We start from the raw sequence: 25886 nt of genomic DNA on the forward strand, positions 1-25886 counted from the left end.
GCGGCGCCTGACGCCGGACCGTTCATAGTTCCCCGGAAACCAAAGCGCTAGCGCCGTTCTCCAGACTGGATCCGTACATCCAGCCGGTCCCGCAGGGCTTCACCGGCAAGGTTGAAACCAAGCACTGCCGTGGCGAGCACTGCCCCCGGCACCAGCCCCACGTGCGGCGCGATGAGCAGGTAGTCGATGCCGCTGTCGAGCATCGACCCCCATGAAGGACGGCCGGGAATGCCGAGCCCCAGAAACGACAGGGAACTTTCGGTCAGCACCGCTGCCCCCAGGGCGAATGCCCCCTGTACCGCCAGCAGGGCGTACAGGTTGGGGAGCAGGTGGCGGACCATCACGGACAGTTCGCCCGCGCCGGTCACCAGCGCCGCCTGAACGAACTCGCGCTCCCTCAGCTCCAGGACCTGCCCGCGCACGAGCCGCGCATATCCCACCCATCCAAGGGCCGACATGGCGGCGATAAGATTGATGAGCGATGGCCCCAGCACGAAGGCAAGCCCCAGGGCAAGCAGGATTCCGGGGAACGCCTGCAAGAGGTCTACCGTCCGCATCAGGGCAAAGTCCCAGGTGCCACGCCTCCACCCGGCCCAGAGCCCGACGGCAGTTCCCACGGTCATCGAGATCAGCACGACGGGAACGCTCACGAGGAGTGACACCCGCGCCCCGGCCAGCACCCGTGCCAGAAGATCCCGGCCCAGTTCGTCGCAGCCCAGCCAGTGGGCGGCGGAGGGCCCCGCCAGTTCCAGTTCCAGGTTCGTCTCGGACGCCCCGTACGGAACCAGCCACGGCCCGGCGATCGCCAGCACGCACCAGCCGCCGATGATCCACAGTCCCGCAGGAATCCGCCTCACCCGCCGCCCCCCTTGCCGCCGGACCGGATGCGCGGATCGGCCGCGCCATAGGCGATATCGGTCAGGACATTCACCAGCACGTAGGTCGTGGAGATGACGATGATGACGCCCTGAACGACCGGAAAATCCCTCTGGAGGATTCCATTGATGAGCAGGGTTCCGATACCGGGCCAGGCGAACACCTTTTCGGTAATGATCGCCCCGCCCAGCAGCACGCCAAACTGGAGCCCCAGCACACTGATCACCGGGAGCAGCGCCGCCCGGAGGGCGTGCGTCCAGATGACCGCCCGCTCGGCAAGCCCCTTGGCCCGTGCCGTACGGACGAAATCGGCTGACAGCACATCCAGCATGCTCACGCGAACGATGCGCGACAGGCCCGCCGCGAGGGCCAGGCCGAGCGTGACGGCCGGCAGGATGACCGACGCGCTGCTGTCAAACCCGCCCATCGGCAGGAGGCCGAGATGGACCGCAAACAGAAGAATCAGCACCGGACCCACCCAGAACGTCGGGAGTGAGACACCGAGCAGGGAAACCCCCAGCAGCATCCGGTCTATCCAGGTCCCCCGGAACCGCGCCGCCAGCACCCCCAGAGGCAGAGCGAACAGTATCGAGAACGCAAGGCCCGCCAAGGCGAGCCACAGGGTCGCCAGGTAGCGGTCGGCGATGAGGCGGCTTACCGGCATTCCGGCAGCGATGGATATTCTCAGGTCGCCCCTCGCCAGGTCGGCCATAAACCGTCCGTACTGAACCATCACCGGCTGGTCCAGATGATACTGCTGCCGGATGGCCTCGAGATTCGCGGCCGTGGCCCTCTCCCCCGCGATCACGGCGGCCGGATCACCGGGAAGCATGTGCAGGGCAAAAAAGACCAGTGTGGAGACTCCCCATACGACGGGGAGCGCCGCCAGAAGCCGCCGCCAGATGACGTTCATCTGGCCTCCTTGCGGATGTTTTCGATCATCCAGAAGGAAGCGGCCGGGTCGGGCTCCACTCCCCGGATGCCCGGCTGGGCAACGGCGATATTGTCGCGCCAGAAGAGCGGCACGTACGGGAGATCGCGGGCGGTGATCTCCTGAACCTCTCCGTAAAGCCCGGCCCGGCGCTCCGGGTCGATCTCGGTGCGGGCATCTTCCAGCAGGCGGTCAACCTCCGGGCTGGAGTAGTAACCCCGGTTCTTGCCGCCCCGGTCCGGCGTCTCGCGGGAATGGAAGATCGAATACATCATGTCCGGATCGGCGATGGCGACCCAGCTCAGGGTAAACACCTGGAAATCGCCCCGGACAATCTGGTCGAACAGGGCCGCCCATTCATAGCTTTTCACCTTCACGCGGATGCCGACGGCCGCGAGGCTCTCCTGCATCACCTCGATGTTGCGGAGCGCCTCCTTGTTGGTCGAGGTTTTCCACTCAACCTCGATGCCGCCCGGATAACCGGCCTCGCCGAGCAGCGAGCGGGCCCGGTCCGGATCGAATCCATAGGTGACGGAAGGCTGGCGCCACGCCCAGTGAAAACCGGGAAGATATCCCGTCGCCACCGATGCCATTCCCCGGAGGCGGTAATGCACCAGCCGGTCGCGGTCGATGGCATGGGCGAACGCCTGCCGGACGCGCGGATCCTTCAGCACCGGATCACGGAGATTGAAAGCGAGGTAGGTGTAGTTGGCGCCGGGACCGGTGACGACCTGGAACCCCTTGTCCCCCAGATGCCGGGCATAGAGCGGCGTGATATTGTTGATGGCAAGGTCTACCGATCCGTGCAGGAGCCCCAGAACCCGGCTTGTCTCGTTCGGAATGACCTGCATGACGACCCGCCGCATTGCGGGCGGCGGCCAGTTGCCGCCCTCCTCCACGGCCTCCAGCACCACCTTTTCGGACGGAATATATCCGGCAAGCCGGTAGGGTCCGGTCCCGACCGGCGTGCGCTTCAGCGTGTCCGGCGCTACGTGGGCCGGCGGAATGCCGATCGTGAGATCGGAGAGAAACGACGCTCTCGCCTGCTTCAGCCGGAACCTGAACTCGTAGTCGCCCAGAACCTCGATCGACTCGATATTGTCGAATGTACCCCGGAGCGGGGAAACGGAATCCGGATCCAGGATGATTTCAAACGTACGTGCCACGTCACGGGCCGTCAGCGGTGTGCCGTCATGGAACCGGACGCCTGGACGGAGCAACATGTGCCAGGAAACCGGCGTCTCGGCCGTATAGGCCGCCACAAGCCGGGGCACCGGGCGGCCGGACCGGTCCACGCGGAACAGGCCGTCATAGACCAGCTTGTTCACGTTGTCGGAATAGATGTCGCGGGCGAACCGGGGATCGAAATTCGTGGGATTGGCCTCCAGTGCGACCACAAGAGTGCCGGCATTCGTCCGGGGCGAATGGCATCCTCCGGCCACCACCAGCCAGATCAGCCACAGCAAGTATGAAAAGGTTTTCACGCTGTCAGCCGGTTTCCGCGCCCTGCCTGCACTTGAAACGAGTCTATTTCTGGACCCGCCGGGGAGCAATCGCTACAGTGACTTCCGATGAGAAAGGTTCTTCTTCCTGCTGCCATAACCGTTGCGCTTCTTGTCTCAGGCGTCAGTCTTGCCCAGGAAAGCCCAAAACCGGTTGCCGTTCCCGAGCCCAACTGGACCGAAGTCGCCCGGAAGGAGTTCAGCGGGAAACCCATCGGACAGACCCGCTGGAGCTTTTACGCCGAGGAACTCCCCACTGGCCGTGTGCTCGCCTGCGCCCAGTGCGATGAAATGCGGATTCCGGCCTCGACCCTGAAGCTGCTGACAGGTGCGGCGGCGCTGGACCGCCTCGGTCTCGGCTACCAGTGGGAAACGAAGCTCTTTGCTGACAAGCCGGCAAGCAAAAGGAAAATCGAGGGGAACCTTTACCTCAAGGGTTACGGTGACCCGGCCCTGATTACCGAGCGCCTGCTCCTCATTGCCGCCGACATCCGGAACCGCCTTTTTCAGGAGGTCACGGGCGATCTGGTCGTGGATGCGACCTATTTCGATAACGAGCTGCTGAACCCAGCCTGGGGAGCGATGGCCGACAACAGCGACCGGAGCTACGTGGCCGCGACATCGGCCGTCAGCATCAATTTCAACAGTTTCACGGGTGTCGCCGTTCCGGGTGAAAAAATGGGCGATCCGGCCCTCGTCTACATGGAACCGGTCACCCGGTTCGTCCGGGTAGACAGCACTGCAACCACCGGCGGCCCCAGGGCTCCCCTGACGCTGGTCGCCAGCCGCATCGGCACGGCCGCCAGACCAGTCATGCAGGTGAAAGGCTCCATTCCGTCAAGCCTCGCGGCCAAGCGTTTCTACAAGCAGGTGCCCGACCCGGCTCTCTACGCAGGCCATCTGCTCAAGGAGTTCCTGGAGCGCGAGGGCGTGAAGTTTGGCGGCACGGTACGGGTGGCAGCGACGCCGGAGGGCGCTCAGATAGTCCAGACGTTCACCGGTCCGCCGCTTTCCGAGGTCATCCGCTACCTGAACAAGCACTCGAACAACTTTGTTGCGGAGATGCTGCTCAAGACACTGGGGGCCCAGCAGAAGGGCGAGCCCGGCACCACGGCCAAGGGGCTGGAAGTGGTGAAGGAGTTCGCCGCCGATATCGGCCTCAATCCGGGTCAGGTGGAGATTTACGACGGCTCCGGGCTCGCCCGGAAGAACCAGATGACCGCCCGGCAGCTCGGGAAGGTTCTGGACTGGGTGTTTCACAACGCGGAGATATTCCCCGAATACGCGGCCTCGCTGCCGGTGGCCCAGACAGACGGCACCATCCGCCGCCGGCTGAGAAACCCCAAGGTCGCGCAGCGTATCCGGGGCAAGACGGGGCTGCTTGATGGGGTGACGACCCTCGCCGGTTACATGTTCCCGCTGGGGTCAAAGCCCATCGGATACGTCTTTTTCGTCAACGGCCCCGGCGCGCTCGGCGACATCGAAGCCCAGCAGGACCGCCTGATGATGCAGATGATGGACTTCTACACGCTGGAGCAGGCGCCCTGAGCGGCGCCTACCCTCTCGTACGGCTGGTACTGTGAACAGGCCATGAACGCGCGCGGGCGATGTCGTTCAGCTCTCCGCGCGGATTGATGCAGATCGGGAATCCCACTTCGGACAGCACGGCCGCATCAGCCGGCGAATCGCCCAGATAAACTGCATCCGAAAGCGGTATGCCGAGCTCGCCGCAAACCTTTTTGACAATTTCCAGCTTCCCATTGCCGTGGGGGACCGGGCGAATGGGCCGGTCGGTCATCCGGCCCTGCGCGTCTATTTCCATTTCGGTCCCAACGGCCCGGGTGGCGCCAACCGCCTCCGCGATCATCTCGACGGCAGGTTGCGGTGCCGTCCCCATCACCACCACCGGGACACCCCGGCCGCTGTAGAGCCGCAGCGCGGCCTCGGTTTCCACGTAGATCTTGTGCAGGCAATGGCGGCGGGTTCCCTCGCGGACACGGGCATATCCCGAAATCTTGTCCTCGCCCCTGAAGGCGGCGCTGGATGCCTGGATAAAGTCGTCCATCTGGGCCCGGCCTGCCAGGTACATCGCCATCGTCGCGGTCAGACGCGGGATGATCTTCAGCGCCTTCAGGCCGCTCAGCAGGTGCCGGGCGATATCGATTCCCATCGTGCCGCCATACAGGGTGTTATCGAGATCGCAGAAAACAATCCGGGCCTGCGGGTAGTCGGGAATGGCCATAAGCGCCGTGAGCGTAGCACACCCGGCGGGCAGTCTAGAGAGGGATATGCTGTGAAACGGAACCCGGAGCAAGCCATGTTCCCATTGCACTGGGCCGTTGCTTGGGCAATATACTGTCCCAAACCCGTATGGCCATTGTCACCAAGACGTCAGACCCAAACGAACTCCTCGGCATGATCGAGGATGGCTCGATTCTCGAAATCGTGGAACCGGTCTGCCAGACCAAGGCCAAGGTCGAGGTCGCCATCTGGGATGACGAGCGGGTGGCCAAGTTCTACTTCGACGGCGGCCGGATGGTTCACGCCGTCAGCGGAACCCGCAAGGGCCGCGACGTGGCCTACAACCTGATCCAGTTCCGCCGGGGCGTATTCAAGTTCCGCCGGGACGTGACGGCACCGGAACAGACGGTCGATATCCCCTATGACGCCTTTTTCGACCAGTTCCAGATCGGCATGGCCGAACTGTTCAGCCAGATTGCCGTTGCCCTGGATGACCGCCCCGTGGCCGCCGAACTCCGTTCCCACAAGGGAGCCCTGATTGCGCGGTGGTCGAACTCCCTCGCCCTGGGGTCAAGGCTCGGCAAGCTTGAGCATTTCTCTCACGAGCAGGTCCGCAAGCTCATCGACGCTATCGGCTCCGACCGGCCCGACACCTTCCGCCCGCTGGAGGGGGTTCTCGAGTACCTGCGCCGTCTCCAGAGCTTCAAGGCAGTGGTCCGGATCATCTACACAGATGTCGAGCAGACACCCCGGCTCCGCCAGTGGATCGACGACAACCTGGAAGGGGCCGTCTCCCGCGCCTTCAGCGACGCGCTCCGGAAGGCCGACCGGTTCGTCACGGCGCGCAAGCCCCTTATTCTTCATATTGACGACGACTCGAACATCCACATGCTGGTCAAGTTTGCCCTCGCCAACGTGGATGCGGAAATCATCACGGCACGCGACGGCCAGGAAGGTTTCCGCCGGGCGCTCAAGGATTCGCCCGACCTCATCATCCTGGACCTCGCCATGCCGGGGATGAACGGCTTCGAGGCGTGCGAAAAGCTGAAGGAGCACGAGAAAACGAAGGGCACGAAGATACTGGTCCTGAGCGGTTCCGACACGGAGGTAAACCGCGAAATCGTCCTCGGAAACCTCAAGGCCGATGCATTTCTCGCCAAGCCGTTCGACCGGCGCCAGCTGGTGATGACCGTGCTTTCGCTGGGCCGGTTCGAGATGAAGAAACGCTAGCAGGGCTTACGGAAACCTACTTCACGCTCCGGGCGATGCGAATCAGCTCCGGGTAAGGGTAGTTCCCGACCAGCGTGAGCTGGGTGTTCCCCTGGATCCACATGACCGAAGCGAAGCTGCCGTTGAAATTGAGGTACCCGTCCCGGTCGCCGATCCGGACCTTCTTGCCGAGCATCTGTGGCGTGATGTCGCCCGCCGCCCGGTTCTGGGTCAGTGACAGGTAGCTGGCATCCCTGCCCATGATGAACGAAACCATCGGCAGGCAGTGTTTCGACCGGATGATCTTTTTCTGTTCCACACCCGGCGGGAGATATTCCGGCAGGCGTATGTCGAAGTTCATGGTCGCCTTCGCCTCTTCCATGGTAATTCCCTCGTCGCGGTGGTCCCACTCGAAGACGACGGCGTTCCGGGGGAACTCGAAGGTGAAATCACCGGGCTCCAGGGCGACATCAAATCCCGCCTTCTCAAACTCCATGCGGTACCAGAGTTCCCCTTTCGGAGTGGTGATTTCGACCTTCAGTGGAAGTGAATAACGGTTATACACTGACGAGACATACGGATAGAGGTAGTCCAGTTTTTCCATCGGGACTGCCTTCCATGGGGTCGCCTCGTAACCGGCAATCTTCAAGGGTTCCCGCATCTGCCAGGCGTAGTTTTTCATGTTGTAGCGGGTGAGAAGTTCCACATGGTCACGGATCTGCGGGACGGGCGGGTTTTCGAGGCCCCGGACCCGGATACCGAACAGCTCGTTCGGGTACCAGAAGATCATCGTCTCTCCGTCATAGATGAACAGGTCGCCCGCCCGGCTTCCGGGTTCGAGAACTTCCGACCGGACCTTCCAGGGTTTCTGGTAGACGACCTTCCGGACGACCTTCGCCTTCGGATCCGTCTGGATGAGACCCGTTTCGGCGATCTGGGCACGGTAGCTTTCCAGTGCCAGCAGATTGTTGACCATCTGGTCGGATATGGCCTGCGCGAACAGGTTGGTGCAGGCGGTCAGGCATAACACGACGGCTGGCGGCAGGAGCCGGCGGATGAACCGGTGGCTGATACTGGATGCTTTCATATGCGATCTCTCCTGCCGGGCCGTCATCAGCGGCTACCGGCCTGTTCAGGCTATGCGGATCTGAAGACCCGCCGGAACCAGCTTATCCACTCATCGAATGCGGCATGAACCGGATTGTTGACCGGACGGCCTGCGCCAATCCCGAAACGGACCGGGTCGGAGGTCTCCCGGGCGAAGCTCCCGAACAGCCGGTCCCAGACGATCAGCACGCCGCCGAAGTTCCGGTTCAGGTAAGGGCTGTTCTCGCCATGGTGAACCTTGTGGTGCCGGGGGGTGTTGAGGACCCATTCCAGCGGGCCCAGATTCAGCGGAACCTGCGTATGGAGCCATGACTGGTAGAAAAGGCTCGCTGCCTGCGCGAACAGGACCATCAGGGGGTCGAAGCCGAGGAATACCAGCGGCAGCCAGAAGATCATGGCGGTCATGGGAACCCAGGTCTGGCGCAAGGCGACGCTCAGGTTGAAGTGCTGCGACGAATGATGGGTAATATGAGAAGCCCAGAGCCACCCCACGTGATGGCTGGTCCGGTGAAACCAGTAGAAACAGAAGTCTTCTGCGATGAACAGGAGCAGCCATTCCCACCGGAAGCTGCTGCTCCCGAACGTCCAGCCGGGTGTCCACAACTGGATGACCGGGCGCTCCGCCGCCCACAGATAGATCCGGAGCAGCACTGGCACCCAAACCAGATTGATCAGGAAGTAGCCCGCATAGAGAGACAGGTTGGCAAAGGTGTCCGCAGGGTCGTAGAGGCCGGGCCGGCATTTGCGGCTCCAGAGCCACTCCACGAGTATCGCCAGCCCGAAAAGACCAAGCCCCCAGGCGTAGACGTCACGCAGGGGGCTTGTAAGCAGCGGGGCCAGGATATCTTTCATGGGCGGCCATCCGGCCGGTTCCAGATGGAGGTTTTCAGGCCGTCGCTTCCCAGTCCTCGAACTTGAGGATGTCGAGCTCCCGGAACCGCTCGCGCAGCTTGGGCGTCAGCAGGCCCACGCGCTTCAGGTTCGGTACGATCTTGGAAAAAAGGATTTTCCTGAACTCCTTCATGGCCGGGGAGTTGAGCATGTGCTCCAGGCACTCCTCCTTGGGATATCCCAGCGTCTCCCAGACCTCCTGCATCAGGAACCGGTCGCGCATCAGGATACAGGCCTCGTAGATCCAGTCCTCGCGGTCGCGCAGCTCGCTCGCCGCCATGTCGTCGTAGTAGCCCTTCAGCGACAGGACTCCGAAGGCCACATGGCGGGATTCGTCCTTCATCACGTAGTGGGTGAGATCCTTCACCAGCGGTTCGCGGGTGAAGTTGTACGTCATCTGGAAGGCGGCGAGCGCCAGCCCCTCGACGAGTATCTGCATCCCCACGTACTTGAAGTCCCACCGGGACTCGGTGAGGATCGAATCGAGCAGTTTCTTCAGGTGCGGCGAGATGGGGTAGGTGAGTTCGTACTTCTCGTTCAGGTATCTGGCGAACACCTCCACATGCCGGGCCTCGTCCATCACCTGCGTCGAGGCGTAGAACTTGGCGTCAATGCTGGGCACGGCCGTAACGAGCTGGGAAGCCGTCAGCAGCGCGCCCTGCTCCCCGTGCAAAAACTGCGAAAGCGACCATGAACCCGAGTGGTGGCGGAGCTTGCGGATCTCCTTTTCCGACAGCCTGCGCCAGATGTCGGTATTGTAGAGCGCATGCATGGCGTCGGGATTGTTCTCGGACTCGGGATCGACGCTGGTGTCCCACTTGAGCGTCTCGCCCGACTCCCACTGGTCGCGCTTGGCCTTTTCATAAAGTTCGCGCAGCTCACGCACCTGGACCTCGTAGTTCCAGTTGTAAAGGGTGTCGTACTTGCTGAGAACCCGCTCGATCTCCTCGTGAAGCGGCAGTTCCTGGGCAGCGGTTTCCGGAGGCGTCATGACAAAACTCCCGTTCTGGCAACGGAGCGGCTTGGAGGGCCGTTCGGTCTGTAAGTCCTGACATTGTGACCGGATGACCCGGACGGGACAAATGAAAACCGGCCACCCTGAAGTGGCCGGTTTCCGGGCTTTGGACGGGATTTTACGAAGCCCTAGAACCCGAACCCGTCGTCTCCGCCTTCATCGCCGCCTGCCTCACCGGACGGACCGTAGGAGGGTTCCTGGCCGGGAATACCCGTAACCGGCTGATAGGCAGCTGGCGGAAGCTGCCCGGCGCGGGCGGCGGCCAGGTTCGCATTGAATGTCGAACCGACGGCGCCCTTGACCTGGGCCTCGCGCCCGTAGACCAGCAGCCAGTCGGAAACACCCTTTATTTCCTTCCAGTTCTGGATGATCTGCTCGGCTTCATCCGGGCTGGCCCTGGCCGGGTCATAGATGGTGAGTCCGTCCTCAGTCTGGGGGAACGACCAGAACGAGGGCATCACGATACCCGGGTACATGTGCATCGGGTTCCGGGCGAACCGCTGGACCCAGTCGGGCTTGAGTTTCTCCCAGGCGATCCGGAGGTCGGGAGCGAGCTGTCCCACCTGCCCCTTCACGATCTTGGGATTGACCTGGTGGCAGCTCGTGCAGGCGTTCCGCTCGAACACCTGCTTGCCGAGCGCCACGCTCGCCGGATCGAGCGGGCCCACTTCGGTTGGCGTCAGGTTGGCCAGATCGCCTGCAACACCGCTGAAATAGTTGACCACCTTGAAGTGCTCGCCCTCCTGCCAGCCGAACGTCGGCATCCGGATCTCCAGCCACGGGCGGACTTCAAACGGATTCAGCAGGAACCTGGTCAGCCAGTCCGCCTGGACCTTGGCGCCGAGGAAGGTGAGGTCCGGCGGGCCGAGCCGCTGGTTATCCTCATAGTACCCCAGCACACGGCCGCCACGGCGGTCCACGATATGACAGGCCTTGCAGTTGTAATACTCGACCAGCCGCTGGCCCTCGTCGATCGCCTGCTGCCGGGCCGTGCCGCCGGCCTGCCACTGACCGGTGACCCGGATATTGGTGAAACCCTTGACCAGCACCATCAGGCGGTGGGCCTGATCGTCCGTAAATCCGTGCTCGCCAGTCTCCGGGTTGTAGCCGAACTGCGGCATCTTCTGGAGGTTCCGCTCGTCACGGTAACCACGGGGGTTCTGGACCTTCCCGAGGAACCAGGATTCCCAAGTCCGCTCGACCTGGGTCGCCGGTCCGAACGCCAGCTCGTGCGCGCCCTTGAGCGCAAACTCGGTCAGTTCCGGCGCGACCTTCTGCTCGTTCTCGAAACCCTTGATCGTGTGGCAGCCGAAGCAGCCGTAATTCCGGACGATCCACTCGCCCTTGGCGATCATCTCCTCGTTCGACAGCGCCTCGGCAAGGCCGTCCACTGCCGGGAACTCCATCTCGCGCTTGCCCATCAGGAACGTGGTGAGATCCCGGGCCTCGTCGTCGGAAAGCCGCAGCGACGGCATGGCCGTTTCGTGCGAATAGCCTGACGGGTTCTTGAGCCAGTGATAGAGCCACTTGGCGTTGACCTTGCTCCCGACCGTGTAGAGGTTCGGCGCGCTGTCAAACTCCTTGTAGAAGGGGCTGTCCCGATCGTAGTACCCGGCCGGGCGCGCATTGGCGAAGTCGGAGGTCGCCACATGGCAGGCCTTGCAGCCAATGGAATCAAACAGCTTCTCGCCCTTGCCCGCACTGCCAGCCGTGAACCATGACTCTGCGCGATTGTCGCTGTTTTTGGCCGGGTAGGCATCGTCAGCCTGGCTCCAGATGAACGCCACCAGCGACTTGATCTCGTACTCGCGCTGTTCCTCGTAATCAGGCGATGCGGGATCGGCGCCGTAATCCTGGAAGTAGGGCATCCGCGTCTTGGGCAGGATCTTGTGGGGATCCTTGATCCAGGCATACAGCCATTCGGGCGTCGTCTTGGCCTGAATACGGGTCAGGCTCGGCCCCGGCTTGTGGCCCAGTTCATCAAGAACCTCGAACCCCTTCGCCTGGTGGCAACCCCAGCAGCCCAGCTTCTCGAACGACTCGCGTCCGTTGTTCAGCTCCTGGGCGTAATCAATGTATTTCTGGTACGGAATGCCGGTCCATGGATCGGGCGCACGGCTGGCGACCTGGAGCTCGGTCTTGTGGCACTTGACACACGACGACTGGACCATCGTCGGGTCATAGTGGGAATCGTAGTGGTACCCGTCAGGCAGCCGCTTGCGGCCAAGCAGCGGCCAGTCCCAGTAGTGAATCGTGCCATGAGCCTCGTCCACCGGCTCCAGAGCATAACCCTGTCCCTGGTGGCAGGAGGTGCAGCCGAACTGCTCGGGCGGATGATCACCGAAGATCGCTTCCATGTGCGGGTGCGACCGGAAGAGTTTCTTCTCTTCCTTCTCCCAGCCCAGCTTGTCAATGGCGTAGTGGCAGGTCGAGCACCGGTCCACGGCATACTGCTGCTCGTTAAACTCGTTGAGCCGCGTCCCGCGGATTACGTACTGGACGACGTCGTCATCGCCGAAGAACCACCAGAAGACCCCCTTCGAACGGCGGTGAATGCGGTCGTAACGCGACTGGACCTCGCCGATCCGGTCGCTCACGCGAACATGCATCTGCTGCCACTTGTCCACATCAGACATGATTTCGGCACGCTCGGCAGCGAGCTTTTCAAGCTCGGCGCGGATGCCCCGCAGGATGCCGCCCGTCCGCTCAATCGCAGCGGCGATCTCGTCCAGACGCTTGCGGGCATGCTCAAGGCCCTTGGCGTCACCCAGATCAAGAGCGTGCGTGAAGTGGTACCACCATTCCAGATCCTCGGACTTGGCGTTCTGGAACTCGATATTGGCCAGATACTCCCGGCGCTGGGTCGCCGTAATGCTGCTTTCGATCTTCGAGAGACGGCTGCGATCGACCTTGGCCCATGCGGCGGCCAGTTCCTTCTCGATTTCGGCGAGCGGCGGGAACTGCCTGGCCTTTTCGATCTCTTCCTCGGGCCAGCTTTCGGGGAACTCGCCGTGGATCAGGGCCTTGCGGGTTTCTTCCAGTTCCCTGGCCGCGCGGTCCAGTTCGAGCGTCTTGAACTCGCGCTGGTAGACCTTCCAGTCCCGGCGCAGGACGAACTCGTCCAGCAGCGACCACGATGCGATCAGCAGCATCAGCACCGACAACGCGAAGAACGGTACTTTCAGCGACTCTTGTTCAACCGGCTTTGCCACAGGCGTTTTGCTCCCCGTTCCGAAATCAGTCTCTCAACGGCGTCCTGCCACGTCTCCGGCTCAGACGTTGAACCAGGGTGTCACCCAGATGTATTTCACATGCAGCGTCCACCGCATCACCATCTTGAGCGGCAGCAGCATCATCGTCAGGAAGAAGAAGGCGGTTACGCCGTACCTCGCGACCCCCATCTTCTGCAGCGTGGGCGACTTGTCCTTGTAAAGCTGCCAGTACGCCACACCGGTCGCATAGAAGGCCGCGAGGAACAGGGCGCCAACGAGATCAACCCCCATTACCTTGATGTGAGGCGAGATACTCTTGATGAATCCGAGATCCACCAGGTTCACGTTCGTCAGTGCCACGACCTTGTGCGAATCCCACGGCTCCCATGGCAGGAAGAAGTTCCAGCCGGGGCCCCGGAGGAACACGCCGATGATGATGAGCGCGATCCACAGCACCACGTATCCGAACAGGAAGGTGTTGATGGCGAACTTCCGTTCCTCGTAACAGTAGTAACCGTTACCCTTCGGGTTCACATCGACGTACGGAAGCACCATCAGCCCGGCGATGATGAAACCGGGGAAGATCACGCCCGCAAGCCACGGATCGAAGTAGACGAGCATCTCCTGCAGGCCGAGGAAATACCAGGGCGCTTTCGACGGATTCGGCGTCTTGCTGGGGTTGGCAGGCTCTTCCAGCGGCGCATCCACCACCAGCGACCACAGCATCAGGATGACCAGCGTTGCCAGCGTCGCGATGAACTCCGCCCGGACCAGATAGGGCCACACATAGATGCGGTCCTTGGCCATCTGGCGCGACAGTTCCTCGTCATCAACCACATACACGTTCTGTGCGGGGGGCGTCTGCGACTCCACCGGGCGAAGGGTGCCGGGCTCGGCGGCCAGCGGAGTCACGGGCCGTGCGGCGATCGCCGCACGGGCGCGCATGGCGCGGGCACGGGCGGCGGCCTTGGCCGCTTCCAGGTCCATCTCGGCCCCTTTGGGCTTGCTGTCTTTTTCGTCTGCCATCGTCCCTGTTTCCTTGTGATCCCGCCCGTCCGGGGATCTCCCGTCTGGACCGCCCTGCGATCAGAGCGGACCCGAGATGCCCCCGTCCTTCCGGATCCGCCAGAAGTGAAGGATCATGAGAAGCGCTGCCGCGATGGGAACCACCAGGCAGTGCAGGATGTAGAACCGGAGCAGTGTCGCCGGCGCCACGATCGTGCCGCCCAGCATGACCGTGGCGGCGTCATAGCGGCTCCCAATGCCAAGCTGCTCGGCGAACGGGCCCGCCTGTCCGAGCAGCGGCGTCGCCCGGGCCATGTTCGAGGCCACGGTGATGGCCCAGATGGCGAGCTGGTCCCACGGAAGCAGGTATCCGGTGAACGACAGGAGGAGTGTGAAGGTGATCAGCAGCACGCCGACAATCCAGTTGAACTCGCGCGGCGGCTTGTAGGAACCGGTCATGAAGACACGGAACATGTGAAGCATGACCGTAATGACCATCGCGTGCGCGCCCCATCGGTGCATGTTCCGGACGACGGCGCCGAACGGGACGTCGTGCATCAGGTATTTCATGTCGATGTAGGCGTATTCGCCGGTCGGGCGGTAGTAAAACATCAGCACCACACCGGTGATCGTCAGGACGAGGAACAGCAGGAATGTGATCCCGCCCATGCACCAGGTGAACTTCACGCGCACGGCATGACGGCGCATCTTCGGCGGATGCAGGTGCAGCCACACGTTGCCCAGGATCATGAGCTGGCGGTTACGGCCGGTATCGGCGTAACCGTGCCGGAACGCGCTCTTCCAGACCTGGGAGTTGAACACCTCGTCCGCGGCCTTCGCGGCCCCTGACCGTGTATCAGGCGCCAGCGGCTTCGGCGTGTCGCCCGCCTCCGGCTTGCCCTGCTCGTTCTTTTCTTCTGCCACTTCTGCTCTCTCCCGAAACGCTCGAAAATTCCGATACCTGATGCCGCCAGCTTCCGGCCGTCAGGCTATGAACACCGATCCCGGCTTGCCCCACTCGCCCTTTTCCCACCGGTAAATGATGCTCTTGTCGATGAGGAGCCGTCCGTCTTCGGCCTTCTGGATCCGGTACCGCTCCAGCGGGCGCGGTGCCGGTCCCTCGAAGTGGATCCCCTCGCGGGTAAATCCGGACCCGTGACACGGGCACTTGAACTTGTCCTCGGCCGCCAGCCACCGGGGTGTGCAGCCCAGATGGGTGCAGATGGTCGAAATCGCCACGATCCCTTCATCCAGATGTGCAATCCAGACCTTCTGGTCGCCCTGGTATTTCGTGGAGATGGTCCCCTTCGGGTACTCCTCCGGATAGCCGGCCTTGAAGGTCTTGACCGGCTCGAAGAGAACACGCGGGAACAGGAAGCGGTGGATGGCCGCGATGCTGATCTGGAGCACGCCGCCGATGGCGCCCCAGCCCATCAGGTTCAGCAGGTTGCGCTTGGTGAGCGCCAGCCCCCAGATGTGGTTTTCGGTCAGCTTGTCGGGCGGGAGGCCCACGACCACTTCCGGCTTGGGCTTGCGGGTCGGGACCGGGCCGGCGGGAGCCGCCGGTGCGGTGGCCTTGGGGGCCGGCTTGGGCGCCTCGGCTTTGGCAGCCTTGGGCTTGGGCCCTTCGGTCCGGAGCTTATTGAACTTTTCGAGGAGTTCTTTCTTTCGTGCGTCGTCCATCGGCGAACTGAGGCTCCCCCATCGTTTTCACGCCTGAAAATCCCAAGTCCCGCTGCGCCACCAAAGGAAACGGCGTTGCTCCGGACCGGACGGCCTGAAACCGACCATTTTCGGCCTCCCCCGAACCCGGCCTTTCCGGCCCAATTCACGGGAGTTTCCGGTGCCTTACCGGATAACCTGCAGAGCGCTCCGGTGCTGGCACGGGCTACGTTCTAGCCACAAACGGGCAACCTAGCCAAGTGCCCCCCAACAAAAATCGTATACAGTCCACAGTCGACACCGGCTGTCCTCTCGCAGGGGATGCGGGGTGCCTATTGGAAAATCCCGGCACGCGAGAAATTTCCCCTGGTTTCCCCTCGCACCGGGGCCTGTTCCGGCTAGGCTGCCGGTCCCATGGTGCTTTCAGTTTTTGCGGTTGTATCGGGACTGGCAATTCTTGGATGGAGCGCAGGGCTCTTTGTGGACGGGGCCTCCCTGACAGCCCGTTATCTTGGGATGCCGCCTCTGCTGATCGGCATGGTCATTGTCGGCTTTGGCACTTCCGCTCCGGAGATGCTGGTGTCGGCCCTGTCGGCGATCCAGGGAAGCCCCGGAATTGCACTCGGAAATGCCTACGGCTCCAACATAGTCAACATCGCCCTGATACTGGGAGTGACGGCCCTCGTAGCCCCTGTTGCCGTACACTCCCGCATCCTGCGTTCGGAACTCCCGGTCCTTGCCGCCGTAACGGCACTGGCTGCCTGGCAGCTCCATGACCGGGAACTTTCCCGGACAGACGCAGGGGTGCTTCTCGCCGTGTTCGGAGTACTGGTGGTGTGGAGCGTTCTGCAAGCCCTCCGGCACCGGTCCGATTCGCTCGGCAGCGAAATGGAAGGAGAACTGGAGGCCCGTCCTCTGGGGCCCGGTCCGGCGATCCTCAGGCTTGTGGCGGGACTGGCACTTCTTATCGCCAGTTGCCGGCTTCTGGTCTGGGGGGCCGTGGAAATCGCCAGAACCCTTGGCCTGAGCGATCTGGTGATCGGACTGACTATCGTGGCCATCGGAACGTCACTACCGGAACTCGCTTCTTCCATCGCTGCCATCCGGAAGAACGAGCCGGATATCGCCTTCGGGAATGTCCTGGGTTCCAACCTGTTCAATACCCTGGCGGTCGCGGGAATCGCCGGCGTGATCCAGCCCGGCGCGATAAGCCCGGATCTATATGAACGGGACATCCTGACCATGGGAGCCCTCACGATATCCCTGTTCCTGTTTGGCTACGGTTTCCGGGGGCCGGGCCGCATCAACCGGTTTGAAGGCGGCGCCCTTCTGGGCGCCTACATCGCCTATACGGCCTGGCTTCTCCACGGCGTCATCGAACAGCTGAAATAGCCGGGCGGTCACGGATGCGATGGCCGGGAGCACTCCGCCACCAGCCCCGAAATCCCGGCGTCGGGACTGACGGCCGGCTGCCAGCCAACCGCTTCACGAAGCCTGGCGGAGTCGGTCACGTAAACCCGCTGGTCGAACATCCGTGGAGGATGAAACTCCAGATTCGCGGCGGGCGCTGCATCCAGTGACGGGTGGTTCACCACGTCCAGGAACGAGCGGGCGAAACCGGGGCCACCGCCGGCATTCCAGATGCCGCCCGGAACATCACGGGTCACCAGCAGCTCCACCAGGGCGCAGGCATCGTCCACATGCAGCAAGTCCCGCACCTGCCGGCCGTCACCAAACACGCGGACCGGACGGCCTCCCGACCGGGACCGGACGACATGACTCACCCACCCCTGATCCTCCACGCCTGACTGGCCGGGCCCGTAAATGCACGAGCAGCGGAGCACATGGCCCCTGAAACCGTGACGCCGCGATCCGTCCAGAACGTATCCCTCCGCCGCCCGTTTCGAGCAGCCGTAGGGCGTGAGGCCTGAATCGGCCACCGGGAACAGTTCCGAAATTCCCTGCTCCCACCGGCCCGTGAGCCCCAGACGGCCACCTGGCAGTTCGGCGACAAACCGGTTCACCGCATCGCCATAAACCTTGTTGGACGAAAACAGCACCAATGGACCCCGGTCGTCCCGTCCGGCCAGCGCCTCAATGAGAGCGACCGTCCCGATCACGTTGTTCCGGGCGTCTTCAACCGGGTCCGCCAGGCTGGCGCCGATCCCCACCTGTCCGGCACAGTGAATCGTGGCGGAAACGGCTGGAAGCCCCGCGAGCAGCCGGGCCGCATCGCACACATCTCCATCCACGACCCGGATTCCCTCCACCCGGTCCAGCCCGCGCCAGCGGCCGGGGTCCGGTGCGCCCGGCCTCCCATCCCCCAGAAGGCGTGCGCGCGAGTGGTTGTCGATCAGCGTCACCCGGGCGCCGCGGGCGATGAACCGCCGGGCCAGGTTCGACCCGATGAAGCCCGCACCGCCGGTAATCAGAACGTGCATGCCGCTCCCGTCAGAAAAGCCGTTTCCGGTATACTATCCTGCCGCCTGAACATTCCAAACGGAGGCTATGTCTGCCCTCGCCAACTGCCCATATCCATTGTCTCGCACCTGTGTTCAACGAGGAGTGCGCCGTCGCACGGTTTATCGAAACCACGGCCGCCGCGCTCTCGGCCACCGGACACCCGTTCTCGATCGTCCTGCTGGACGATGGCTCCACGGATTCGACTGTCAGGCAGGCGCAGGCCCTTTCCGGCCAGTACCCGGTACGGGTGCTGGAGTTCCCGCATCGCGGAATCGGCGCCATCCTGCGTGAACTCATCCGGTTCGCCCGGACGGCCGCTCCGGACGACCGGATCGTGTTTACCGAAGGAGACGGCACCTGCGACCCTTCCTTTATTGCCGCCGCCCTGCCACTGATTGACGGTGGCGCGGATATCGTGGCCGGAAGCCGGTACCTGCCCGGCTCGCAGGTGACCGGGTTCCCTCTCCGGCGGCGGCTGCAAAGCGCCGCCGTCAACCGCCTGTGCGCCTGGCGGGCGGACACGGCGGGCGTGTCTGATTATTCGCTTTTCGCCCGCGTCTACCGGGCAGGGATGCTTGCGTCGGTGGATGAAAAGGCGCTCACGACGGATGGCTTCGAAACGAACGCAGAACTGCTGATGGTGATGCTCTCCGGCGGGGCCGCCGCCGCTGAAGTGCCGGTCAGCTACCGGTATGATCTGAAAGAGGGGCCAAGCAAGCTGCCGACGGCAAGAACCATCGCCGGGTACCTGAAGCTGCTCCGGCGGAAATAGCCCGCCTGAGCTACTCCGCAGCGGGTGTTTTTGCCGGCTTCTGTTCCGCCTTCGCACCCGCATCGGCCGCAGGTTTTGGTTTCGCCTTGGCCTTGGCTTTCGCATCCGGCTTGCCGGGCAGCGGGGCCACGATCATGAACAGGTTGCGGCCTTCCATCTTCGCCTGATGCTCGACGGTGGCGGTCTCCTTCAGATCTTCAATCATGCGCTGGATCAGGCGGTGGCCGAACTCCGGATGCTGCATCTCGCGGCCGCTGAACATGATCGTCACCTTGACCTTGTTCCGTTCCTCAATGAACCGGCGCGCATTGCCCAGCTTCACCTGATAGTCATGATCGGCGATCTTGGGGCGGAGCTTGACCTCTTTGATCTCGACGTGATGCTGGTGCATCTTCGCTTCGTGCTGCTTCTTCTTCTGAAGATATTTGAACTTCCCATAGTCCATGATCTTGCAGACGGGCGGCTGCGCGGTGGGTGAAACCTCGACCAGATCCAGCCCCTTTTCACGGGCGAGGGCCAGCGCCTCGCGCGGCGACATGAGGCCAAGCGGCTCGCCGGCTTCGCCGACGACGCGGATCTCCGGGATCCGGATCTGTTCGTTCTTGCGGGGTTCGTCCGAGTTGGGGCGCACAACCCGGCCTCGAAAATCACGTGGAAGGATAGGAACTACCTCCGGGCCGCGGCTTCGGCGCGGCAGAATAAAATGAACTCATCAACGCTCTGGGTGTCAAGCTGGATTTTCCCGCGGCCACGGGGGGCGACCTTGCCCTCGGCCATTTCCTTGTCGCCGGTGACGAGGACGAACGGTATCTTGCGGACCTGCGCCTCCCGGACCTTGAAACCCAGCTTTTCGTTACGCAGGTCGGCTTCTGCCCTTATACCTGCTTCCTTGAGTTTCTTCAACACAGTCTGGGCGTAGTCCGCCTGGGCGTCGGTGATCGTGGCTACCAGTACCTGCACCGGCGCGAGCCAGAACGGGAACGCCCCCGCGTAGTGCTCCACGAGGATGCCGAAGAACCGCTCGATCGAGCCGTAAATGGCCCTGTGTATCATGATCGGGCGGACCTTTGCGCCGCCCGAATCGGTGTATTCCAGCTGAAAACGCTCCGGCAGGTTGAAATCGACCTGCACGGTCGAGCACTGCCACTGGCGGCCGATGGAGTCCCTGATTTTAATGTCAATCTTGGGCCCGTAAAATGCGCCGCCGCCCTCGTCCACCAGATACCTGAGGCCGCGCTTTTCGAGCACTTCCCTCAGCGCCGCCTCGGCCTTGTTCCAGACGGCCAGCTCGCCCACGTATTTCTCCGGCCGCGTCGAAAGGTTCACCTCGAAATCATTGAACCCGAACGTGCTGAGCACCTGGGTCATCAGGTCCAGGATCGCGTTGACCTCGCCGGCGATCTGGTCCTCGCGGCAGAAGATGTGCGCGTCATCCTGGGTAAAGCCGCGCACCCGCATGAGGCCGTGCAGCACGCCACTCCGCTCGTAGCGGTAAACAGTACCCAGCTCGGCATAGCGCACCGGAAGGTCGCGGAAGCTCTTGGGCTGCGAGCGGAAGATCAGCACGTGGAACGGACAGTTCATCGGCTTCAGCTGGTACTGCTCGTCCTCGACCTCCATCGGGCGGAACATGTTCTCGGCATAGAAGTTAGTATGGCCCGACGTGTTCCACAGGTTCAGATGGCCCACATGCGGCGAATAAACGAAATCGTAGCCCGACTGCTGGCAAAGGTCTTTCAGGTAGTCCTCCAGCAGCTTGCGGATCATCGCACCGTTCGGATGCCAGAAAATGAGCCCCGGCCCCGCACCATCGGGCTGGATCGAAAAGAGATCGAGTTCCTTTCCCAGTTTCCGGTGGTCGCGTTTTTCGGCTTCTTCAAGCCTCTGGAGCCAGTCCTTCAGTTCTTTTTCCGTCGCGAAGGCGGTGCCGTACACCCGCTGGAGCATCGGGTTCTTCTCGTCGCCGCGCCAGTAGGCGCCAGCGAGCTTCAGGAGCTTGAGGGCCCGGAGCTCACCCGTCGATTTCACATGCGGGCCGGTGCACAGATCAATGAACTCCCCCTGCGAGTAGGCGCTGATAATTTCGCCCTCGGGGATTCCCCTGATGATTTCCACCTTGAAATGCTGCTTGAGGCCCTCAAAGAGCCGGATCGCGTCCTCGCGGGAAAGCTCGCGCCGCTGGATCGGGTCGTTGCGGGTGATGATCTCCCGCATCCGCTGCTCCATCTTTTCCAGGTCTTCGGGCGTGAACTGCCGCTCGTAGCCGAAATCGTAGTAGAAGCCGGTATCGATGGCCGGGCCGATGGTGATCTGGATGCCGGGGAACAGTTCGCTCGCCGCCTGCGCCAGCAGGTGCGAGGTCGAGTGGCGCAGGATTTCGAGGCCCTCGGGGGTCGTGTAGTCCACCTGACGCCCGTCGGTGAGCACTCCGGTCGTTGCCTTGTCCTTGCCCATGGAAAAACGGGGCCTGTATACCCCGTGCGTTACTCCTGTGTCGTATCCCGCCGGCTTCCGGGCCGAAGCCGGACCGGAAATTGGTAGGCGCAGGCGGTCTCGAACCGCCGACCTCTACCGTGTCAAGGTAGCGCTCTACCCCTGAGCTATGCGCCTGTATGGACCGGTTTTGCCAACATCCGCCGGTTCCGCAGCCATGCGGACTGCCAGCGGGGCGGACAACGTAGAGGGACCGGCGCGGAGCGTCAAGACGGGCCGGGGAATAAGGGCCCCGCTAGCCGTTCTCGACCACCAGTTCGCCGTCAGCGACGATTTCCGACTGGCAGGCAAGGCGGCAGCCCTCGCGCACCCTGCTGTCACCAAGGCGGTTCCGCTCGAACAGGTTGACCTTCGAAAGCATCTCCATGCCCTTCAGGACTTTCACGGTACAGGTGCCGCAGGTGCCCACCTTGCAGCCGAACGGGAGCGAAACCTGGTTCGCCTCGCAAACATCCATGAGGGGCCCCTTTGGAGCCTCGACGGTCTTGCCATCGGTGACGAAGGTGACTGTGGGCATGGGCGGCCTTTCCTGCTCGCGTCCGGAAGCTGGCGCGCATCCTAACCCGGCAAGCGGAACAAAGGGCAACGATAATGTCCCGCAAAGCCCGTTCTTCCCCCAAACACCCGTTGGACTTTACCGACCGATTGGTTAGTAGTGCCGCAGGACGGGCGGGCGGGATTTTCTGAACCGGCCTCACCCGCACAGGCACCGAAGGAGCAGGCACAAAATGGGCAAGACACTCGTTACCGGCGCGGCCGGATTCATCGGATCGCATGTCGTACGCGAACTGCTGGCGAAGAACCGGCAGGTGAAGGCGATGATCATGCCGGGCGAGAACACCAAGAACCTCGAAGGTCTCGACGTGGAAAAAATCGAGGCGAACGTGCTGGATCCTGCCGCCGTCCGCAAGGCGATGGAGGGCGTGGACCGGGTATTCCATCTCGCCGCCGTCTACGCGATCTGGCTTCCCCGCCGCGAGAAGATGTACGAGGTGAACTGCGTGGGTTCGCTGAACCTCCTGTGGGCCGCGCTCAAGGGGAACGTCGAGCGCGTTGTCTATACGTCCAGTATCGCCGCCGTCGGCGTACGCGGGAACAAGGAACCGAGCAACGAAACCGATACCTTCAACAAGATGGGCCACGCCAACGACTACGTCTATTCCAAGTGGCTGTCGGAGGAGGAGGCCAAGACGTTCGCCAACAACGGCCTCGATATTGTTTTCTGCAACCCCGCCTTTCCGTTCGGCGCACGCGACATTGCCCCGACCCCGACGGGACAGATCCTGCTCGATATCGTGAACGGCAAGAACACCTTCTACTTCGACGCCGGGTTCAATGTCGTGGACGTGGAGGATGTCGCCCGCGGCCACGTCCTCGCCGAGGAAAAAGGAAAGAAGGGGGAGCGTTACATCCTCTCCAACCAGAACGTCGAGATGAAGGAGTTCTTCAACGTTATCGCCCGCGTCACCGGCGCCGAGTTCAAGCCCCGGCGGCTTCCGATCAACGTCATCATTCCGGTCGCCGACTGGATGGAGTACCGGGCCGACACCGTGACCCGCAAGCCGCCGCTCTTTGCAGGCAGTGCGCTCCGGTACGCCAAGAGCTACCTTTACTATGACAATGCCAAGTCCCGGCGGGAACTGGGCTATTCTCCCCGGCCCATCGAGGAGTCCATCCGCCGCGCTGTCGACTGGTACGCCGAGAACGGGTACATCACGAACAAGAAGTTCCTGAAGCAGTACCGCCGGTAGCAGGCGAGGCCTGCCGCGCCCGCCGGCACAGGCCTCTGGAAACCGCCAGCTTGTCGAAGGACCGGCGGCGGCCCCACTATAGCGGCCGTGATCGCCGACATTGCCATCGCGTTCCCGGCCGCCGTGCTGGCGGCCATCCTGCTCTGGCCGCTGAACGACCCGGTACGCGGCGGTCTCGCCGGAAAGTCGCTTCTCGTTCTGGCGGTCACGCTCGCCCTGGCCGCGCTGTTTACCCCGGCTTTCGACGGCTACCGGTCGGATCTCTGGGTCTATCTCGCCGTTTCTGAGCGGATCGCCGCGGGCGACTGGCTCCTGGGCCGCGAGCCTTTCCGGCTGGAACCTCCCGCCGGTCCCCACCACTCCGCCATCTGGATTCTGACCGGCCTCCTGAACCGGTGGCTGCACATTCCCGTACACACCCTGGCGAGGCTGGCCGGAATCCTCGGCATAGGTCTTGCCCTTTTCGCCGGATGGCGGCTGGCATCAGCGGCGCTCCCGGAGCGGCGCGCCCTGGCATCCGCCCTGTTCCTGCTTTCACTGAGTGGCCTGTGGGCGGCCATCGGCCTGAACCGTAACGTCGCCATCCCGCTGGCGATGCTCGCCGCGGCCGAAACCCTGAAACCCTCCGGGCGCTTCCCGCTCGCCTCGCTCTGGATCGCGCTCGCCTTCTGGGTCCATTTCTTTGGCGGACTTCTTGCCTGCGGGGCGTTTGCGCTCGCCGTCATGGCCGCCAGTAACGGCCCGCCGCCATTTCCCTGGAAACGCCATCTCCTTGCACTAGCTGCTGGACTGACCGGCGCGCTGCCACCGCTTGCCTACCATCTCTCCAATGCAGGAACGCCTGTGCTGAACCCCGACTATCTCTGGGGGCCCGGCCAGTTCACGTGGAACGGGCTCCGCCTGCTGAACCCGCTGCAACTTCTCCGCGAGATTCCGCCCACGCTGCTGGTCCTGGGAATGGCGGGGCTTCTCACCTCCCGGTGGAGCGGACCGCTCCTGCCATCCGGCCTCAGGCTTTCCCGGTATGGAAGCGCCGCCGTGGCCCTCCTGCTGCTCACCCCGCTCTACCATCTGTTCTCGGAGCACTTGGGCGGCTGGCTCGCCCTGAGAACCGTTCCGCTCGCCTTTCTGTGGCTCCCGGCCGCGGCGGCCATTGCCACGCTTACCCGGCCGGAACAGGGACTCCCGGCGAGACTGGCCGCCACCCTTCTCGCCGCCTGCATCTTCTGGCAGGGGGCGGCCCGGGTGGTGCGGGATTTCCGGCACGACGGCCTTCACTTCCCCTTTTCCGCCGGGGCGCAGGCAGAAGCCCGGTCATTCAGGCCCCTTCTGGAAGGACGTCACTACCTGTCGATCGAGGGTATCGCCTACGCCCTCGCCGCCCCCACGCTTGGCCATCCGGCCGCCGTGACACCCGGCCGCGCCTCGCCCTTTCATCCCTGGAAGCGCCGGGCCGCCGATCTCTCGATGGCCTTCTCTGCGAACAGCGTCGCCTGCTGGGCGGAGTTTTTCCGCCGCCATCCGGAGACAGAGTATCTCGTCACTCCGTCGCCGGAAGCGGCGGTCGAGAGGCAGCTCTGGAATGAACTCCTGCCGGGGATATCGCCGGAATCGGTGCGCGAAAAGTTCATGGAGCCGGGTGCACTGGATCCGGCGGCCGAGGGCCGCTGGTTCATCGTGGACCGGATTGATACCGGCCGGATCGTGACCGCGGAGAGCGGAACGTGCGCCGCACTGCAGGCTGAATGAGTTTCCGGGGAGAAAACATGGAGGCGGCTATCGGATTCGAACCGATGGATGACGGTTTTGCAAACCGTTCCCTTAACCACTTGGGTAAGCCGCCCCGGAGCGGAGAACTGTCTTAGCGGCTGGGCCGGGGGCAAGACAAGGGACACCGTACTTCAGGATTCAGGGCGCCGCGAGCTCGGCCGTGGCGGTTTCCTCCAGCGTGTCGAGATCGAAAGCCGATAAGAGTTCGGGCAAGGCGGCAATACTTATAGTCTCTGTATTCCTATACTGCTTCTTCCTACAGTTTCTGCGTGCCTGCTCCGCAACAGGTTCTTGGTAAACGGATCCGCCATCTTCGCGAGCAGCGGGGTTGGACGCAGGAAGACCTTGGCCGCAAGGCCCGAAAACACCCCACTTATATTGGCGGGATTGAGCGTGGTGAACGGAATGCAACCGTTCAGGTTCTTGCGGATATTTCCAAGGCGCTCGGAATCAGCATCGCTGATCTGTTTACAGGGGATTCAGGCCAGTGAGTCCTCCACATCCGATCGAAAGATTTTTCAATGCGAGTGCCGACGATATCATGTCGGCAATCGAGCACGGTTTTCGTGCACAAGTAGACGTTAAGGGAAAGCTTGCGGAACTGTTTCTGCACCGACAGCTGTGTGCTCTTGAAACTGGCGGCACAATTTCCAGACTCCAATGGCTCGATAGAGACAATCAGCCGGATTTTATATTTACCGCTCGCCAACATACGTTCCGTGTCGAGTGTAAGAATGTCCGAGCTGGCAGGGATCAAAGATATAGACAAAGCCCGCATCAGGAATGGTTCAAAGTCGAACTTCAGAAGACACGTTCCGGAACCGACAGGCAGGGGAACCGGACCCGAGGATACAGAACAGACCGGTTTGATATCCTTGCGGCGTGCCTGTTCAATCAGACCGGCCAGTGGAACTTCCTCTATGCTCACATACGTGATCTTGCCCACCGAAGAGACCTGCCAAGTATCTTGGAAATTATGCATCCGG

The 25886-nt window shown here is 62.7% G+C and carries 23 protein-coding genes and 2 tRNA genes; 7 read left to right on the top strand and 18 right to left on the bottom strand.

Annotation, left to right across the window (positions count from 1 at the left end; translation table 11 throughout):
• Positions 1–47: 47 nt before the first annotated feature.
• From KIT79_08755 to KIT79_08765, 3 genes are read right to left on the bottom strand one after another with little or no spacing between them, the layout of a single operon-like run.
• Positions 48–857 (bottom strand): ABC transporter permease, encoded by an 810-nt coding sequence (locus KIT79_08755; protein MCW5829390.1) that lies wholly within the window; start codon positions 855–857, stop codon positions 48–50.
• Positions 854–1789, bottom strand: a complete 936-nt coding sequence (locus tag KIT79_08760) for an ABC transporter permease (GenBank protein ID MCW5829391.1) — start codon at positions 1787–1789, stop codon at positions 854–856. The genes KIT79_08755 and KIT79_08760 overlap by 4 nt, the downstream gene beginning before the upstream one ends.
• On the bottom strand, positions 1786–3291 hold the full coding sequence (locus KIT79_08765) for an ABC transporter substrate-binding protein (GenBank protein ID MCW5829392.1): 1506 nt from the start codon (positions 3289–3291) through the stop codon (positions 1786–1788). Before KIT79_08765 ends, KIT79_08760 begins: the two co-directional genes overlap by 4 nt.
• Positions 3292–3378: 87 nt before the next feature.
• Between KIT79_08765 and dacB the strand changes: the two genes are divergently transcribed.
• Entirely contained in the window at positions 3379–4857 is a 1479-nt protein-coding gene (gene dacB, locus KIT79_08770) for a D-alanyl-D-alanine carboxypeptidase/D-alanyl-D-alanine-endopeptidase (GenBank protein ID MCW5829393.1), read from the top strand.
• A 7-nt stretch (positions 4858–4864) separates the two neighbouring features.
• Here dacB and KIT79_08775 read toward each other — a convergent pair whose 3' ends face one another.
• Complete coding sequence (locus KIT79_08775) at positions 4865–5551, bottom strand: HAD family phosphatase (GenBank protein MCW5829394.1); 687 nt, start codon at positions 5549–5551, stop codon at positions 4865–4867.
• Positions 5552–5679: 128 nt separating this feature from the next.
• Between KIT79_08775 and KIT79_08780 the strand changes: the two genes are divergently transcribed.
• Positions 5680–6780: a response regulator gene (locus KIT79_08780; GenBank protein ID MCW5829395.1), complete on the top strand. Its 1101-nt coding sequence runs from the start codon at positions 5680–5682 to the stop codon at positions 6778–6780.
• A 16-nt stretch (positions 6781–6796) separates the two neighbouring features.
• Here the strand turns inward: KIT79_08780 and KIT79_08785 are convergent, their stop codons facing one another.
• From KIT79_08785 to KIT79_08815, 7 genes are all read right to left on the bottom strand, one after another.
• Positions 6797–7846: a hypothetical protein gene (locus KIT79_08785; protein MCW5829396.1), complete on the bottom strand. Its 1050-nt coding sequence runs from the start codon at positions 7844–7846 to the stop codon at positions 6797–6799.
• Positions 7847–7896: 50 nt separating this feature from the next.
• On the bottom strand, positions 7897–8718 hold the full coding sequence (locus KIT79_08790; GenBank protein MCW5829397.1) for a sterol desaturase family protein: 822 nt from the start codon (positions 8716–8718) through the stop codon (positions 7897–7899).
• 34 nt (positions 8719–8752) lie between these two features.
• On the bottom strand, positions 8753–9748 hold the full coding sequence (locus tag KIT79_08795) for a ferritin-like domain-containing protein (protein MCW5829398.1): 996 nt from the start codon (positions 9746–9748) through the stop codon (positions 8753–8755).
• 152 nt (positions 9749–9900) lie between these two features.
• The gene (locus KIT79_08800) at positions 9901–12984 is read right to left on the bottom strand and encodes a c-type cytochrome (GenBank protein ID MCW5829399.1); all 3084 of its coding nucleotides are present in this window, start codon (positions 12982–12984) and stop codon (positions 9901–9903) included.
• Between the two features lie 60 nt (positions 12985–13044).
• Positions 13045–13791, bottom strand: coding sequence for a cytochrome C (locus KIT79_08805; protein ID MCW5829400.1), 747 nt, complete (start codon positions 13789–13791; stop codon positions 13045–13047).
• 279 nt (positions 13792–14070) lie between these two features.
• Positions 14071–14739, bottom strand: coding sequence for a cytochrome b N-terminal domain-containing protein (locus KIT79_08810; protein MCW5829401.1), 669 nt, complete (start codon positions 14737–14739; stop codon positions 14071–14073).
• A gap of 234 nt (positions 14740–14973) precedes the next feature.
• Positions 14974–15423 carry a Rieske (2Fe-2S) protein gene (locus tag KIT79_08815; protein ID MCW5829402.1) on the bottom strand — a complete coding sequence of 150 codons (450 nt, stop codon included), beginning with the start codon at positions 15421–15423 and terminating at the stop codon, positions 14974–14976.
• Positions 15424–16065: 642 nt separating this feature from the next.
• Between KIT79_08815 and KIT79_08820 the strand changes: the two genes are divergently transcribed.
• Positions 16066–17043 (top strand): calcium/sodium antiporter, encoded by a 978-nt coding sequence (locus tag KIT79_08820; protein ID MCW5829403.1) that lies wholly within the window; start codon positions 16066–16068, stop codon positions 17041–17043.
• A gap of 8 nt (positions 17044–17051) precedes the next feature.
• Here KIT79_08820 and KIT79_08825 read toward each other — a convergent pair whose 3' ends face one another.
• On the bottom strand, positions 17052–18092 hold the full coding sequence (locus tag KIT79_08825; GenBank protein MCW5829404.1) for an NAD-dependent epimerase/dehydratase family protein: 1041 nt from the start codon (positions 18090–18092) through the stop codon (positions 17052–17054).
• 110 nt (positions 18093–18202) lie between these two features.
• On the opposite strand from KIT79_08825, the gene KIT79_08830 reads away from it, so the two are divergent.
• Positions 18203–18886: a glycosyltransferase gene (locus KIT79_08830; GenBank protein MCW5829405.1), complete on the top strand. Its 684-nt coding sequence runs from the start codon at positions 18203–18205 to the stop codon at positions 18884–18886.
• A gap of 10 nt (positions 18887–18896) precedes the next feature.
• Here the strand turns inward: KIT79_08830 and infC are convergent, their stop codons facing one another.
• The 4 genes from infC to KIT79_08850 all read right to left on the bottom strand — a co-directional run bounded on the left by infC (position 18897) and on the right by KIT79_08850 (position 21896).
• Positions 18897–19547: a translation initiation factor IF-3 gene (gene infC, locus KIT79_08835; GenBank protein MCW5829406.1), complete on the bottom strand. Its 651-nt coding sequence runs from the start codon at positions 19545–19547 to the stop codon at positions 18897–18899.
• Positions 19548–19552: 5 nt separating this feature from the next.
• Positions 19553–21340 carry a threonine--tRNA ligase gene (gene thrS, locus KIT79_08840; protein MCW5829407.1) on the bottom strand — a complete coding sequence of 596 codons (1788 nt, stop codon included), beginning with the start codon at positions 21338–21340 and terminating at the stop codon, positions 19553–19555.
• Positions 21341–21421: 81 nt separating this feature from the next.
• A tRNA-Val gene (locus tag KIT79_08845) sits at positions 21422–21496 on the bottom strand.
• Positions 21497–21614: 118 nt separating this feature from the next.
• Entirely contained in the window at positions 21615–21896 is a 282-nt protein-coding gene (locus KIT79_08850; protein MCW5829408.1) for a (2Fe-2S)-binding protein, read from the bottom strand.
• Positions 21897–22107: 211 nt separating this feature from the next.
• Here KIT79_08850 and KIT79_08855 point away from each other — a divergent pair, with 211 nt between their 5' ends.
• A complete protein-coding gene (locus KIT79_08855) occupies positions 22108–23130 on the top strand; it encodes an NAD-dependent epimerase/dehydratase family protein (protein ID MCW5829409.1) in 1023 nt (340 codons plus the stop codon).
• 87 nt (positions 23131–23217) lie between these two features.
• Positions 23218–24879, top strand: a complete 1662-nt coding sequence (locus KIT79_08860; GenBank protein MCW5829410.1) for a hypothetical protein — start codon at positions 23218–23220, stop codon at positions 24877–24879.
• 18 nt (positions 24880–24897) lie between these two features.
• On the opposite strand, the gene KIT79_08865 is transcribed toward KIT79_08860, so the two are convergent.
• Positions 24898–24973 (bottom strand) — tRNA-Cys (locus KIT79_08865).
• Between the two features lie 196 nt (positions 24974–25169).
• On the opposite strand from KIT79_08865, the gene KIT79_08870 reads away from it, so the two are divergent.
• Positions 25170–25391 carry a helix-turn-helix transcriptional regulator gene (locus tag KIT79_08870; GenBank protein ID MCW5829411.1) on the top strand — a complete coding sequence of 74 codons (222 nt, stop codon included), beginning with the start codon at positions 25170–25172 and terminating at the stop codon, positions 25389–25391.
• Here the strand turns inward: KIT79_08870 and KIT79_08875 are convergent.
• Positions 25316–25882: a hypothetical protein gene (locus tag KIT79_08875; protein MCW5829412.1), complete on the bottom strand. Its 567-nt coding sequence runs from the start codon at positions 25880–25882 to the stop codon at positions 25316–25318. The genes KIT79_08870 and KIT79_08875 overlap by 76 nt on opposite strands.
• Positions 25883–25886 lie beyond the last annotated feature (4 nt).

This window comes from Deltaproteobacteria bacterium (assembly GCA_026129095.1).
Lineage (GTDB): Bacteria > JAGRBM01 > JAGRBM01 > JAGRBM01 > JAHCIT01 > JAHCIT01.